Origin of the sequence: Cytobacillus sp. FSL K6-0129, assembly GCF_038007625.1 — a bacterium.
In the GTDB taxonomy this organism is placed as follows: Bacteria; Bacillota; Bacilli; order Bacillales; family Cytobacillaceae; genus Cytobacillus; species Cytobacillus kochii.
The window spans coordinates 3,255,981-3,269,951 of record NZ_JBBOXM010000001.1 but is presented as its reverse complement, the minus strand read 5'-3'; the positions used below and the strand labels follow the sequence as shown (position 1 = coordinate 3,269,951).

The 13,971-nt window shown below is 42.5% G+C and carries 10 protein-coding genes, 8 tRNA genes and 3 rRNA genes; 3 read left to right on the top strand and 18 right to left on the bottom strand.

Annotation, left to right across the window (positions count from 1 at the left end):
- Positions 1 to 147 precede the first annotated feature (147 nt).
- Both MHI57_RS16435 and sigW read right to left on the bottom strand, forming a co-directional pair.
- Positions 148 to 777 (bottom strand): anti-sigma factor family protein, encoded by a 630-nt coding sequence (locus MHI57_RS16435; RefSeq protein WP_095371071.1) that lies wholly within the window; start codon positions 775 to 777, stop codon positions 148 to 150.
- A 13-nt stretch (positions 778 to 790) separates the two neighbouring features.
- Positions 791 to 1,354, bottom strand: coding sequence for an RNA polymerase sigma factor SigW (gene sigW, locus MHI57_RS16430; protein ID WP_095371072.1), 564 nt, complete (start codon positions 1,352 to 1,354; stop codon positions 791 to 793).
- A 321-nt stretch (positions 1,355 to 1,675) separates the two neighbouring features.
- Here sigW and MHI57_RS16425 point away from each other — a divergent pair, with 321 nt between their 5' ends.
- Positions 1,676 to 1,840, top strand: a complete 165-nt coding sequence (locus MHI57_RS16425; RefSeq protein WP_095371073.1) for an aspartyl-phosphate phosphatase Spo0E family protein — start codon at positions 1,676 to 1,678, stop codon at positions 1,838 to 1,840.
- A gap of 24 nt (positions 1,841 to 1,864) precedes the next feature.
- Here the strand turns inward: MHI57_RS16425 and rocF are convergent, their stop codons facing one another.
- From rocF to MHI57_RS16360, 13 genes are all read right to left on the bottom strand, one after another.
- Entirely contained in the window at positions 1,865 to 2,761 is an 897-nt protein-coding gene (rocF, locus tag MHI57_RS16420; protein WP_307315846.1) for an arginase, read from the bottom strand.
- A gap of 379 nt (positions 2,762 to 3,140) precedes the next feature.
- Positions 3,141 to 3,213, bottom strand: a tRNA-Lys gene (locus tag MHI57_RS16415).
- Positions 3,214 to 3,218: 5 nt separating this feature from the next.
- Positions 3,219 to 3,293 (bottom strand) — tRNA-Gln (locus tag MHI57_RS16410).
- A gap of 79 nt (positions 3,294 to 3,372) precedes the next feature.
- Positions 3,373 to 3,456, bottom strand: a tRNA-Tyr gene (locus tag MHI57_RS16405).
- Positions 3,457 to 3,474: 18 nt separating this feature from the next.
- A tRNA-Thr gene (locus MHI57_RS16400) sits at positions 3,475 to 3,550 on the bottom strand.
- A gap of 20 nt (positions 3,551 to 3,570) precedes the next feature.
- A tRNA-Val gene (locus tag MHI57_RS16395) sits at positions 3,571 to 3,646 on the bottom strand.
- A 4-nt stretch (positions 3,647 to 3,650) separates the two neighbouring features.
- A tRNA-Glu gene (locus MHI57_RS16390) sits at positions 3,651 to 3,725 on the bottom strand.
- Between the two features lie 24 nt (positions 3,726 to 3,749).
- Positions 3,750 to 3,822 (bottom strand) — tRNA-Thr (locus MHI57_RS16385).
- 31 nt (positions 3,823 to 3,853) lie between these two features.
- Positions 3,854 to 3,928, bottom strand: a tRNA-Asn gene (locus MHI57_RS16380).
- Positions 3,929 to 3,947: 19 nt separating this feature from the next.
- Positions 3,948 to 4,064 (bottom strand): 5S ribosomal RNA (gene rrf / locus MHI57_RS16375).
- A gap of 189 nt (positions 4,065 to 4,253) precedes the next feature.
- A 23S ribosomal RNA gene (locus MHI57_RS16370) occupies positions 4,254 to 7,187 on the bottom strand.
- A 325-nt stretch (positions 7,188 to 7,512) separates the two neighbouring features.
- Positions 7,513 to 9,061: ribosomal RNA gene (locus MHI57_RS16365) — 16S ribosomal RNA — on the bottom strand.
- The 16S, 23S and 5S rRNA genes sit together here with 8 tRNA genes alongside, the layout of an rRNA operon.
- A 252-nt stretch (positions 9,062 to 9,313) precedes the next feature.
- The gene (locus tag MHI57_RS16360; protein WP_095371075.1) at positions 9,314 to 9,553 is read right to left on the bottom strand and encodes a hypothetical protein; all 240 of its coding nucleotides are present in this window, start codon (positions 9,551 to 9,553) and stop codon (positions 9,314 to 9,316) included.
- A 138-nt stretch (positions 9,554 to 9,691) separates the two neighbouring features.
- On the opposite strand from MHI57_RS16360, the gene pdaB reads away from it, so the two are divergent.
- Positions 9,692 to 10,444 carry a polysaccharide deacetylase family sporulation protein PdaB gene (gene pdaB, locus MHI57_RS16355; RefSeq protein WP_095371076.1) on the top strand — a complete coding sequence of 251 codons (753 nt, stop codon included), beginning with the start codon at positions 9,692 to 9,694 and terminating at the stop codon, positions 10,442 to 10,444.
- Between the two features lie 19 nt (positions 10,445 to 10,463).
- Here pdaB and MHI57_RS16350 read toward each other — a convergent pair whose 3' ends face one another.
- On the bottom strand, positions 10,464 to 11,105 hold the full coding sequence (locus tag MHI57_RS16350) for a KinB-signaling pathway activation protein (protein WP_095371077.1): 642 nt from the start codon (positions 11,103 to 11,105) through the stop codon (positions 10,464 to 10,466).
- 148 nt (positions 11,106 to 11,253) lie between these two features.
- Between MHI57_RS16350 and gerD the strand changes: the two genes are divergently transcribed.
- Positions 11,254 to 11,916: a spore germination lipoprotein GerD gene (gene gerD, locus MHI57_RS16345; RefSeq protein ID WP_095371078.1), complete on the top strand. Its 663-nt coding sequence runs from the start codon at positions 11,254 to 11,256 to the stop codon at positions 11,914 to 11,916.
- A 44-nt stretch (positions 11,917 to 11,960) separates the two neighbouring features.
- Here gerD and MHI57_RS16340 read toward each other — a convergent pair whose 3' ends face one another.
- Both MHI57_RS16340 and cwlD read right to left on the bottom strand, forming a co-directional pair.
- Positions 11,961 to 13,010, bottom strand: coding sequence for an Mrp/NBP35 family ATP-binding protein (locus tag MHI57_RS16340; protein ID WP_095371079.1), 1,050 nt, complete (start codon positions 13,008 to 13,010; stop codon positions 11,961 to 11,963).
- Positions 13,011 to 13,196: 186 nt separating this feature from the next.
- A complete protein-coding gene (gene cwlD / locus MHI57_RS16335) occupies positions 13,197 to 13,916 on the bottom strand; it encodes an N-acetylmuramoyl-L-alanine amidase CwlD (RefSeq protein WP_224938745.1) in 720 nt (239 codons plus the stop codon).
- Positions 13,917 to 13,971 lie beyond the last annotated feature (55 nt).

The following is a 13,971-nucleotide window of genomic DNA, read 5'->3' as shown; positions in this document are numbered from 1 at the left end:
TACAATCGTGAACGTTATTAAAATATATCCTACATTTTTATTACTACATATGCAAAGATTAAGCGATTTATTAACAAATAATTACATATTTACACTTCTTTGAACAAAGGAAAAAGCCACCGCATTATAGCAGTGACCTATATTCCCTTACTCTTTTTCATCCTCTTGTGTAACAGTCGAGATTAAACTTTTACTTGTATTTTTAATGTGATACCATAACCATTCAAAAAGCTGGTCTACTTCTTTTATTTCTCCTGTGACGTTACCAGCCGAGGCTAAATATTGCTCACCATTAATGACCGTTGCATCCCCTTCGACTTCACCATTTATTTGCAAGTTTCCATTCTTAACAACAACATCTCCCTTGACCACTTCTCCTTCTGGGACAATGACCGTATCGTTCTCAATCACTAGATTAGATTGCTTGGAAACAGACAATGCACTTTCTTGATTCCAGGCAGATAGAACACTTCCAGACATTAAGATAAGAAAGAGTGATGCTGCAGCAAGCATTGGGTGCTTCCTGAGCCACCTTTGTGCACCTACTTTTTTCTTTTCTTTAGGCAGTCTCGCCATCACATTCTCAGTAAAACCTGCAGGCGCTTGGAAATGTGACGTACTCTGGACAAAGGCAATCGCTCGCTTTAGTTCATGAAAATGCATGCGGCATTCTTCACATTGCTCTATATGTGTTTTGAGTAATTGTTTATGCTCATCTGTTATTTCTTCATCTAAATATTCATGCATATATTCAATAATTTCTTCATTACATTTCACTGAAATCACCTTCTTATACGTAGCGTAATTGCTTTCTTAAAGCTTCTCTTCCCCTATGAATCCTCGTTTTCACAGTGCCTAATGGTAGATCTAAGGTCTCACTGATTTCATTCAAGGATAGTTCTTCAATGTACTTAAGCACGATGACCGATCGATATTTTTCCGGTAGCTTTGAAATTTCCATTTGTATGGTTTCCTGCAACTCCATTTTTTCTACATCTTCTTCAGGTAGTTTCGTACTCGCGGGAATTTGTGAGTACATATTTAAACCGTCTGTTCCTGCTACTTCCGCGTCCAAATAATAGTCAGGCTTTTTCTTCCTGATCCGGTCAATACATAGGTTTGTTGCAATGCGATATAACCATGTTGAGAACTTTAAGTTCGTATTGAAGCTTTGTATATTTACATATGCTCGTAAGAAAGCTTCTTGTGCAATATCTTCAGACTCATGTTGATTACCCAACATTCGATAACAGATATGATATACTCTGTCTTTGTATATTTCTACTATTTCAGCGTAAGCATCTTGATCTCCTTTTAATACTTGTTTAATTCTTTTCTTCACCAACAATTCCATCTATTTACCCCCGCTCTATGCGGCTTATCGATAATCATTTACGAATCGATAGCAAAAAGGTTTCACATATTTTTTATTAGGTTCCTTTTCCTCCATAAGTACTTTGGTTATATAAGAGTTATCACATAATATTTTAACAAATTTTAACTAAAGTAGTTTAATTAATTTTCATACTGGGTATAAAGGATTTAAAACCAGTGTGTTGACGAAGGAAAAAAGACCTTCCCTTCAATATTTTTGCTCCAACGAACAAGAGACCATACATTTAAAAATTGTCTACGTGCTGGAATAAAATTTTCAAATGGAAAGGACAATGATCTCATGTATACGGAGGAACTATTAAAAGATATTGAAATACACAGAGCTAAAATGGTTGAACTTGCTTCTATTTCTTCATTTTCAAACCACCAAGTTCTTAAAGCGAGCATTGAATTGGACAACCTAATTAATAGATACTATACATTAACATTAAAAAAAGAAGCTTGAGCATCGACTCAAGCTTCTTTCACTTTATAGTAATTTTTCACCGAATAGCGAGCCCATTAAGGCCACCGCTGCATCAGCTGTTTTATTTCTTTCATCTAATATTGGATTAACCTCAACAAATTCGGCCGAAGTAATCATTTGGGATTCTGCCAGTATTTCCATAGCAAGGTGGCTCTCTCGATAACTTATCCCCCCCATAACTGGTGTACCCACACCAGGTGCATCAGATGGATCAAGACCATCTAAATCTAACGAAAGGTGAACACCATCTGTTCGGTCTTGTAAATAACTAATCGTCTCTTCCATTACCCTTGGCATCCCTAAGCGATCAATTTCATGCATCGTAAAGACTTTTATTCCCTTGGCTTTAATCAAATCCCTTTCGCCTTGGTCTAAAGACCTTGCTCCTATAATCACAACATTTTCAGGCTTCAACTTCTTATGGACTCCTCCTACCTCTAATAACAATGGATGCCCATATCCTAGAGCGACTGCTAAGGACATCCCATGAATATTACCGGATGGCGAAGTTTCTGCTGTATTTAAGTCCCCATGTGCATCGTACCAAATCACACCTAAGTTATGATAATGCTGTAATAAACCAGCTAACGTACCAATAGCGATACTATGATCCCCTCCTAAAACAAGAGGAAATGCTCCTTTTTTTACTACCCCATCAACTTGATCTGCTAAGATTTTAGTCTTTTCTGCAATTAAGTCCAAGTTTCTTAAACCTGTTTCCTTATCTATTTGTTCAGTCGACCTACCTATTTCAATATCACCTAAATCATCAACTTGGTGATTAAGTTCTTGTAATCTATTTTCAATGCCCGCATATCGGATGGCACTTGGCCCCATGTCTACCCCTCTTCGTAATTGTCCCAAGTCCATCGGCATACCAATAATTGAAATGTTTTTCATTTAGTTGCTCCCCCTACTAAAGAATGAATTCTCTCTCTATTGTAAACGGTTACATTCTAATGGTTCAACTGTGCAAAATTTTGTATATCTATACAAAAAAAGGGCATTTATTATTGCTCTGGGTCAATTACTGTGTGCAGGATAGCACAACACAAACGGAAAATGATATATTTCTAAACACAGATTGAATTACAAATCACCAAAAATAGATGCGCTTCCTCTGCTTACTTAGTTAAGTCAGCTTAAAGGATTGTACAAAGAAAGGCCCTGTGATATCTCATACAAGAAGTATGTGGGTAATTGCCTTATGTTTAATCTCATGGGAAAAATACAAGATAACAAATAAAAATCCTTAAACATAAAATGTTTAAGGATTAAGTGAGCCATGAAGGACTCGAACCTTCGACCCTCTGATTAAAAGTCAGATGCTCTACCAACTGAGCTAATGGCTCGAAAATGGCTGGGCTAGCAGGGATCGAACCTGCGAATGACGGAATCAAAATCCGTTGCCTTACCGCTTGGCTATAGCCCATCGTATGTAAAAAAACAAAATAAAAAGGACTAATTATATTATGTCCGCTTTTTGGATTTTCATTCAAATAAAATTGAAATGGTGGAGGGGGGCAGATTCGAACTGCCGAACCCGAAGGAGCGGATTTACAGTCCGCCGCGTTTAGCCACTTCGCTACCCCTCCGACATAAATATATTAAAATGGTGCCGGCCAGAGGACTTGAACCCCCAACCTACTGATTACAAGTCAGTTGCTCTACCAATTGAGCTAGGCCGGCCCATCTATAGTAAATTGAAATGGTGGAGGATGACGGGATCGAACCGCCGACCCTCTGCTTGTAAGGCAGATGCTCTCCCAGCTGAGCTAATCCTCCAAAATGGTGACCCCTACGGGATTCGAACCCGTGTTACCGCCGTGAAAGGGCGGTGTCTTAACCGCTTGACCAAGGGGCCAAAAATATTTAAAGTTCTTACCAGAGCTTCCAACCGGGCTCGAACCGGTGACCTCTTCCTTACCATGGAAGTGCTCTACCTGCTGAGCTATGGAAGCATCAGCTAAATATCTTTGATTTTGTTTAAAATGGCTCCGCAGGTAGGATTCGAACCTACGACCGTTCGGTTAACAGCCGAATGCTCTACCACTGAGCTACTGCGGAATAATATGATAATATGTATGCCCGGCAACGTCCTACTCTCACAAGGGGACAGCCCCTAACTACCATCGGCGCTGAGAAGCTTAACTTCCGTGTTCGGTATGGGAACGGGTGTGACCTTCTCGCTATCGCCACCGGACTTATTAAAGACATTTATTATTATAACGTCTTTTATGAAAATTTCAAGAGAAATTTTAAATCATTCTCTGAAAACTAGGTAATGTTGAAGAAGATTGTTTTGAGTAATCGCCTATGCGTTGCTGACGCGACTACTTACGTAGTGCTGTCTAGCTGCGGCGCCTGAACAAGGCGCTTTCGCTTTTCGTTTTTGGTTAAGTCCTCGATCGATTAGTATTAGTCAGCTACATGTGTCGCCACACTTCCACCTCTAACCTATCAACCTGATCATCTTTCAGGGATCTTACTAGCTTGCGCTATGGGAAATCTCATCTCGAGGGGGGCTTCATGCTTAGATGCTTTCAGCACTTATCCCTTCCGCACATAGCTACCCAGCGATGCCTTTGGCAAGACAACTGGTACACCAGCGGTGCGTCCATCCCGGTCCTCTCGTACTAAGGACAGCTCCTCTCAAATTTCCTGCGCCCACGACGGATAGGGACCGAACTGTCTCACGACGTTCTGAACCCAGCTCGCGTACCGCTTTAATGGGCGAACAGCCCAACCCTTGGGACCGACTACAGCCCCAGGATGCGATGAGCCGACATCGAGGTGCCAAACCTCCCCGTCGATGTGGACTCTTGGGGGAGATAAGCCTGTTATCCCCGGGGTAGCTTTTATCCGTTGAGCGATGGCCCTTCCATGCGGAACCACCGGATCACTAAGCCCGACTTTCGTCCCTGCTCGACTTGTAGGTCTCGCAGTCAAGCTCCCTTGTGCCTTTACACTCTACGAATGATTTCCAACCATTCTGAGGGAACCTTTGGGCGCCTCCGTTACTCTTTAGGAGGCGACCGCCCCAGTCAAACTGCCCACCTGACACTGTCTCCCATCCCGATAAGGGATGTGGGTTAGAATTTCAATACAGCCAGGGTAGTATCCCACCGACGCCTCCACCGAAGCTAGCGCTCCGGCTTCTAAGGCTCCTACCTATCCTGTACAAGCTGTACCAAAATTCAATATCAGGCTACAGTAAAGCTCCACGGGGTCTTTCCGTCCTGTCGCGGGTAACCTGCATCTTCACAGGTACTATAATTTCACCGAGTCTCTCGTTGAGACAGTGCCCAGATCGTTACGCCTTTCGTGCGGGTCGGAACTTACCCGACAAGGAATTTCGCTACCTTAGGACCGTTATAGTTACGGCCGCCGTTTACTGGGGCTTCGATTCAAAGCTTCGCGTGAGCTAACCTCTCCTCTTAACCTTCCAGCACCGGGCAGGCGTCAGCCCCTATACTTCGCCTTGCGGCTTCGCAGAGACCTGTGTTTTTGCTAAACAGTCGCCTGGGCCTATTCACTGCGGCTCATCAAGGCTTTAACACCCTAATGAGCACCCCTTCTCCCGAAGTTACGGGGTCATTTTGCCGAGTTCCTTAACGAGAGTTCTCTCGCTCACCTTAGGATTCTCTCCTCGCCTACCTGTGTCGGTTTGCGGTACGGGCACCTTATTCCTCGCTAGAGGCTTTTCTTGGCAGTGTGGAATCAAGAACTTCGGTACTAAATTTCCCTCGCTATCACAGCTCAAGGTATGTGACCATGGGATTTGCCTCATGGTCCCTCTAACTGCTTAGACGCACATCCAATAGTGCGCTTACCCTATCCTCCTGCGTCCCCCCATCACTCAAACAGAATACGGTGGTACAGGAATATCAACCTGTTGTCCATCGCCTACGCTTTTCAGCCTCGGCTTAGGTCCCGACTAACCCTGAGCGGACGAGCCTTCCTCAGGAAACCTTAGGCATTCGGTGGATGGGATTCTCACCCATCTTTCGCTACTCATACCGGCATTCTCACTTCTAAGCGCTCCACCAGTCCTTACGGTCTAGCTTCAACGCCCTTAGAACGCTCTCCTACCACTGAACATCAACGATGTTCAATCCACAGCTTCGGTGATACGTTTAGCCCCGGTACATTTTCGGCGCGGAGTCACTCGACCAGTGAGCTATTACGCACTCTTTAAATGGTGGCTGCTTCTAAGCCAACATCCTGGTTGTCTAAGCAACTCCACATCCTTTTCCACTTAACGTATACTTTGGGACCTTAGCTGGTGGTCTGGGCTGTTTCCCTCTTGACTACGGATCTTATCACTCGCAGTCTGACTCCCATGGATAAATCTTTGGCATTCGGAGTTTGTCTGAATTCGGTAACCCGATGAGGGCCCCTAGTCCAAACAGTGCTCTACCTCCAAGATTCTTACGCATGAGGCTAGCCCTAAAGCTATTTCGGAGAGAACCAGCTATCTCCAAGTTCGATTGGAATTTCTCCGCTACCCACACCTCATCCCCGCACTTTTCAACGTACGTGGGTTCGGGCCTCCATCCAGTGTTACCTGGACTTCACCCTGGACATGGGTAGATCACCTGGTTTCGGGTCTACGACCACATACTAAATTCGCCCTATTCAGACTCGCTTTCGCTACGGCTCCGTCTGTCCAACTTAACCTCGCATGTAATCGTAACTCGCCGGTTCATTCTACAAAAGGCACGCTATCACCCATTAACGGGCTCTAACTACTTGTAGGCACACGGTTTCAGGATCTCTTTCACTCCCCTTCCGGGGTGCTTTTCACCTTTCCCTCACGGTACTGGTTCACTATCGGTCACTAGGGAGTATTTAGCCTTGGGAGATGGTCCTCCCTGCTTCCGACGGGATTTCTCGTGTCCCGCCGTACTCAGGATCCACTCTGGAGGGAACGAAGTTTCAACTACAGGGCTTTTACCTCCTATGGCGGGCCTTTCCAGACCTCTTCGTCTATCTCGTTCCTTTGTAACTCCGTATAGAATGTCCTACAACCCCAAGAGGCAAGCCTCTTGGTTTGGGCTAATCCCGTTTCGCTCGCCGCTACTCAGGGAATCGCGTTTGCTTTCTCTTCCTCCGGGTACTTAGATGTTTCAGTTCCCCGGGTCTGCCTTCCATACCCTATGTATTCAGGTATGGATCCTATCCCATAACGGATAGGGGGTTTCCCCATTCGGAAATCTCCGGATCAAAGCTTACTTACAGCTCCCCGAAGCATATCGGTGTTAGTCCCGTCCTTCATCGGCTCCTAGTGCCAAGGCATTCACCGTGCGCCCTTATTAACTTAACCATTGTTCGGCTTGCGATAAGCTACGCATTTCGGCGTCAGCTCACTCGTCAACATCCTCATGTGCACAAGACGCACACTCCGGTGTTTCCTCGCTCGCTTCCTTGAACTGCTTGCTTCTCACAACCCTCACGGTTGTGTTTTCTTAAAAAAGTTTAGTATCTTTACTCTATTACTATTAAATAGAGAGAAAATAACTAAGGTGGCGATTACTCGGTAATCTTCTTCATTACATTATCTAGTTTTCAAAGAACGATTGAATTGAGAGATTATACTCTCAAAACTGAACGAACAGTCTAACATCAAGTTAATTCCGTATATTCCTTAGAAAGGAGGTGATCCAGCCGCACCTTCCGATACGGCTACCTTGTTACGACTTCACCCCAATCATCTGTCCCACCTTAGGCGGCTGGCTCCAAAAGGTTACCCCACCGACTTCGGGTGTTACAAACTCTCGTGGTGTGACGGGCGGTGTGTACAAGGCCCGGGAACGTATTCACCGCGGCATGCTGATCCGCGATTACTAGCGATTCCGGCTTCATGTAGGCGAGTTGCAGCCTACAATCCGAACTGAGAATGGTTTTATGGGATTGGCTAAACCTCGCGGTCTTGCAGCCCTTTGTACCATCCATTGTAGCACGTGTGTAGCCCAGGTCATAAGGGGCATGATGATTTGACGTCATCCCCACCTTCCTCCGGTTTGTCACCGGCAGTCACCTTAGAGTGCCCAACTAAATGCTGGCAACTAAGATCAAGGGTTGCGCTCGTTGCGGGACTTAACCCAACATCTCACGACACGAGCTGACGACAACCATGCACCACCTGTCACTCTGTCCCCCGAAGGGGAAAGTCCTATCTCTAGGATTGTCAGAGGATGTCAAGACCTGGTAAGGTTCTTCGCGTTGCTTCGAATTAAACCACATGCTCCACCGCTTGTGCGGGCCCCCGTCAATTCCTTTGAGTTTCAACCTTGCGGTCGTACTCCCCAGGCGGAGTGCTTAATGCGTTTGCTGCAGCACTAAAGGGCGGAAACCCTCTAACACTTAGCACTCATCGTTTACGGCGTGGACTACCAGGGTATCTAATCCTGTTTGCTCCCCACGCTTTCGCGCCTCAGCGTCAGTTACAGACCAGAAAGTCGCCTTCGCCACTGGTGTTCCTCCAAATCTCTACGCATTTCACCGCTACACTTGGAATTCCACTTTCCTCTTCTGCACTCAAGTTCCCCAGTTTCCAATGACCCTCCACGGTTGAGCCGTGGGCTTTCACATCAGACTTAAGGAACCGCCTGCGCGCGCTTTACGCCCAATAATTCCGGACAACGCTTGCCACCTACGTATTACCGCGGCTGCTGGCACGTAGTTAGCCGTGGCTTTCTGGTTAGGTACCGTCAAGGTACCGGCAGTTACTCCGATACTTGTTCTTCCCTAACAACAGAGTTTTACGATCCGAAAACCTTCATCACTCACGCGGCGTTGCTCCGTCAGACTTTCGTCCATTGCGGAAGATTCCCTACTGCTGCCTCCCGTAGGAGTCTGGGCCGTGTCTCAGTCCCAGTGTGGCCGATCACCCTCTCAGGTCGGCTACGCATCGTCGCCTTGGTGAGCCGTTACCTCACCAACTAGCTAATGCGCCGCGGGCCCATCTGTAAGTGATAGCAGAACCATCTTTCAATCTAATTATATGTATAAATAGATATTATCCGGTATTAGCCCCGGTTTCCCGGAGTTATCCCAGTCTTACAGGCAGGTTGCCCACGTGTTACTCACCCGTCCGCCGCTAATCTTTGGGAGCAAGCTCCCTCAGATTCGCTCGACTTGCATGTATTAGGCACGCCGCCAGCGTTCGTCCTGAGCCAGGATCAAACTCTCCAATAAAGTGTTTGATTAGCTCATTTGCACCTATGGTGCTTTGTTGCTGATAAATCAGCTTTTTTAGAATTACGCTTGACGTTTTACGTTCGTTCAGTTTTCAAAGAACAATCTCGTTCGCTTCAGAAGCGACTTTATTAATTTAACATTTAAGCTCGTTTTTGTCAACAACTTTTTTGTTTTTTTATTAAAAACTTTTTTAATAGTTGATGTCACTAACGACTGCTTTAATATAATAACACCATATCTTTTAAAACGTCAATGACTTTTTTTTATTTTTTTATTCTTTTTTTCATTTAATTTATAATGAGCATATTCATCTGCTGGAACAACCCTTTTGAATAAGCTTAAAAGTATCTCATACTTCTCTTTCATTGCAACTTTAACAACATCTGCAATTCGCTCATCTTCTAAATCGAACAATATTTCATCCATCTCTCTCTTTAATAAGTATTCAATTTCTTGTTGCTCTTTTCCATTTAGTAATAACCCGATCAACGATTGTTCCACCCTCTCTTTGACAAGCTATCACTATATTACCCATCCCCACTCATTTTATAATGATAAATTCATCATGTTTTTAATTTTTTTGCATAGATATAGGACAAGGATGTATTTGGGACGAGGTGAATAAGAATGAAGTTCTTTTATGTATTTCATGCAAAGAGATTAAAACAAATGACTTTAATTTTGGTAGCTGCATTTTTTACAGCAATGTTTATGTTTATGGAAACAACGATTCATTTACCTGTTTTTTCTACAAAAGACGCACCGAAGGCATTATATAAAGGGGAGAAAGGAGTAGCTCTCACTTTTAATATTGGTTGGGGAGATGAAAAGGCGGAGCCTATTTTAGATTTATTAAAGAAAGAAAAAGTCACTTCTGCTACATTTTTCTTATCAGGCTCATGGGCTGAGAGCCACCCTGATATTGTCGAACGTATTGCTAAATCTGGATATGAAATCGGTATACTGGGTTATAATTACGAAGACTATACAGAGCTAGAAGAAGATAAAATCAGACAAGATTTAGCTAGAGCACAAACCGCGTTTGCTAAGTTAAATATTAAGGATATTAAATATGTTAGACCACCTACTGGTCACTTTGACAAAAAGACCTTAGCAGCAGCAAAACAATTAGGCTATACAGTTGTGCATTGGAGTTTAGATTCTAAAGACTGGACAAATCCAGGTACAGATAAAATTATTCAAAAAGTACTCGAAGCTGAAAATGGAGAAATCGTATTGATGCATGCATCTGATTCAGTGAAACAAACATCCAAAGCATTGCCTTCTATCATAAATGGGTTCAAAAAGGAACAGCTTGAGTTAGTTACTATTTCAGAAATGATGGCCAATGCCAATGCAACGGCAGAAGAAATTAATTAAACAGCAAAAAGTCGCCTGGTTAAACAGACGACTTTTTTGCTTCCAATCTTTCTCTTTGACGGGCAGATTCTGCATTATATTTTGGTAACACGAGTAATTGATAAGCATTACAAATGATTAAAGGTAGAACCATTAACCATAACCAACTTTCTTCGTTTACTCTTAATACCGGCACCCATTCAATCGTTGTCACGACCACCATAAAAAACAACGCTGGTACAAAAGCATGTTTATTCGTAGTGGATACTTTCAAGGCCGCAATAACTACACCGGCTATTAAAACAAAACCTGCAAGTCCTAAATAAGGAAGAATACTATCTCCTGCATCCGCAAAAGCTTTATAACGGAAGTACACTAAATCAAATAGCACAAATAAAACCAACACAATTTGCACAGCATTCCATAATTGATGAGACTTAAAAATACCCAACCCAAAACGATGCACTGTTAAATATGCGAAAAATCCCATTTGACTAATAATACTAAAAATTAAACCAACACCGAATAACCAAAAAAGAACAGATAGTATTTCCAACGCATCAAAATTGGTAAATAAATGAGAAAATTCATCCCAACGCACGACAAAACCAATAACCCCTGTTGCAACGCCACCGACAAGTAATGTGGTTATAAAAAATTTGATCCAAGCACGGCTAGTCAATTCCTTTTCCCCCATAACGTTATTATCACTTAATGATTGTACCAAATCTTTACTTGAAAAATCTAGGCAATCCGCAATTTACGCATAATATTGACAGATTTTCTTCATTCTATTAGTACGGGATATTTATTTTAGGAGGCAGTTTAACATGAAAAAAAGCCTTTTTATTATTCCATTGCTCCTCATTCTAACCTTAACAGCATGTTCGCAATCAGGTAGTGAGCACATGGACTATGATCAAACAAAGAAAATGATTGTAGATATACTAAAAACGGATGACGGAAAACAAGCATTACAAGATTTAATGGCTGATGAAAAAATAAAACAACAACTAGTAATGGACCAAAATATGGTGACAGAAACAATCGAGAGTACACTGACATCTGAAAAAGGCACAGAGTTTTGGAAAAAGTCATTTGAAGACCCAGCGTTTGCTGAAACAATGGCTAAAAGCATGAAGTCAGAGAATGAGGAGTTACTCAAGGACTTAATGAAGGATCCAGATTATCAAAAAATGATGATGGACATTCTAAAGGATCCTGAAATGGAGAAAAAATTAACAGAAGTGATGAAAAGTCAAGAATTTAGGGCGCATTTGCAAACAGTCATTACTGAAACCTTTGAAAGCCCGCTCTTTAAGGCAAAATTACAGGACGTTCTTATGAAAGCGGCCGAAGAATCACAATCAGGTAAAGAAGGTAAAGAAGGTAAAGAAGGCGGCGGAAGTAGTAGCGAAGGTGGTGGCGGTGAACAAGGTGGTGAAGGTGGCGGTGAAGGAGAAAGCGGCCAAGAAGGTTCTGGAGAAGAATAAAAATATAAGAAAGCATTTGGATTTAACATCCAAATGCTTTCTTATTATGCTTTTTTAATTACTTGTTGTGCAATTTCTGTATAGATTTTTCCTAAACGATGATCTGCGTCGTAAATAGATGGTGCGAAATCTTCTTCGCTCCAATCAGGCTGCTGCAGTGGTAATTGACCAATTACCTCTGTTCTTAGTTCTTCTGCAAGTTTTTCTCCGCCACCATGACCGAAGACATACTCTTTTTCACCTGTAACTTTACTTTCAAAGAAAGCCATGTTTTCAATTACGCCTAAGATTTCATGTTCAGTACGAATAGCCATCGCACCAGCACGTGCAGCAACAAAAGCTGCCGTAGGGTGAGGAGTAGTTACGATGATTTCCTTACATGATGGAAGCATTGTATGAACATCTAGCGCCACATCACCTGTTCCTGGTGGTAAATCTAATAGAAGATAATCAAGATCTCCCCACTCTACTTCATTAAAGAAGCTATTGAGCATTTTACCAAGCATTGGACCTCTCCAAATAATTGGTGCATTATCTTCTACAAAGAAGCCCATAGAAATAACCTTAACACCAAAACGTTCTACAGGAATTATGCGCTCACCTCTTACCACAGGACGCTTCATAATACCCATCATATCAGGGACACTGAACCCATAAATATCTGCATCTACTAGACCGACTTTCTTTCCTTGCCTAGCAAGAGCGACAGCCATATTGACAGATACTGTTGATTTCCCAACGCCACCTTTACCACTAGCAATAGCAATAAATTTCGTTTTACTATTCGGTGATAGTAGACCCTTATCTTCTTCAGGCATTGCTTGTCTATGTTTTTCTAGTGTTTCAGCCGGTAGTTCATTAAAACGGATACCCACGGATTCTGCACCAGCTGCTTTAATTCGATTCACAATCTCAGTTTGCAATTGTAATTGTTCAGCTGTTGCAGTCTTGGCGATCAATATTTTTACACTGACATGAGCCTTCTCCTCTTTTACTTTAATCTCTTCAATCGCTTGAAGTTCCCCGAGTGTTTTATGTAAAAAAGGTTCTTGTAAGCCCTCAATGGCTTCTCTTACTTTTTGTTCATTAATCATCTATCCTACACCCCTTTAAAATCGTTTCTTCATTAGAATAACTCTAATTGTCATTCTAACACATATTAGAATATCAGTCTTTATACAATGCCTAAAATATCTTAAAGATCTATTTGTATAAATGTTTATATTTTCCACGAAGGGATTTTTAGAAAATAAAAACACGAACAAATCTTTTGTCCGCGTTTAATCTTCAATCACAATCTCTTTCTCATTAGAGTAATGGCGCATTATGCCATTGTAAATGGAGGCTGCTATTTTATTTTGATAATCGTCGCTTTGTAGTAAGGTCCGCTCGTTCTGATTAGATAGGAAGCCTACTTCTACAAGGACACCTGGTTTTTTTGAATGATCAAGAATATAGACATTTTCTAATTCCTTCGCCCGTCTTGTCGTATTTTCTAAGTTAGCGATGAGTTCATCTTGGATAAATTTAGCCGCTCGTGCATTTCCATCTATATGAGAAGCAAAAAAGGTTTGTGCTCCTCTCCATTTAGGAGAAGGGATTGAATTCAAATGTACACTCACGTAAAAATCAGCATCACTATGGTTAATCATATTTAAGCGCTTTTTCAAATCCTCTACTTTTCGCCTGCTATAGCCTTTAGTATCTTCTGCGGCTAAGTCCCTATCACCTTCTCGTGTCATCATCACCACGGCTCCTTGTTCTTGAAGGTAATCACGTAGCTTCAAAGAAACTTCTAGGGCAATATCTTTCTCCAAGACATTTCCATTATCTGCTCCACCATCCGGACCGCCATGACCAGGGTCAAGAAGGATAACCTTTCCGGATAAAGGAAGATTCCAAGCGTTCCAGGAATCATCTTCAGAAAAGTCATATTGCAAAATAAAGAATAAAATAGCCAGTCCAGTTATAAAACCAATTACTTTTAATTTCTTCTTCACCGATTACCACTCCCCGCTCGTCCTCAAAATATATATATGGGACAAGGAGAATGAT

Excerpts from the sequence above, each read along its gene's own strand:
- sigW (WP_095371072.1), bottom strand. The coding sequence starts at position 1,354 with ATGGAATTGTTGGTGAAGAAAAGAATTAAACAAGTATTAAAAGGAGAT.
- MHI57_RS16425 (WP_095371073.1), top strand. The coding sequence starts at position 1,676 with ATGTATACGGAGGAACTATTAAAAGATATTGAAATACACAGAGCTAAA.
- rocF (WP_307315846.1), bottom strand. The coding sequence starts at position 2,761 with ATGAAAAACATTTCAATTATTGGTATGCCGATGGACTTGGGACAATTA.
- pdaB (WP_095371076.1), top strand. The coding sequence starts at position 9,692 with ATGAAGTTCTTTTATGTATTTCATGCAAAGAGATTAAAACAAATGACT.
- gerD (WP_095371078.1), top strand. The coding sequence starts at position 11,254 with ATGAAAAAAAGCCTTTTTATTATTCCATTGCTCCTCATTCTAACCTTA.
- MHI57_RS16340 (WP_095371079.1), bottom strand. The coding sequence starts at position 13,010 with ATGATTAATGAACAAAAAGTAAGAGAAGCCATTGAGGGCTTACAAGAA.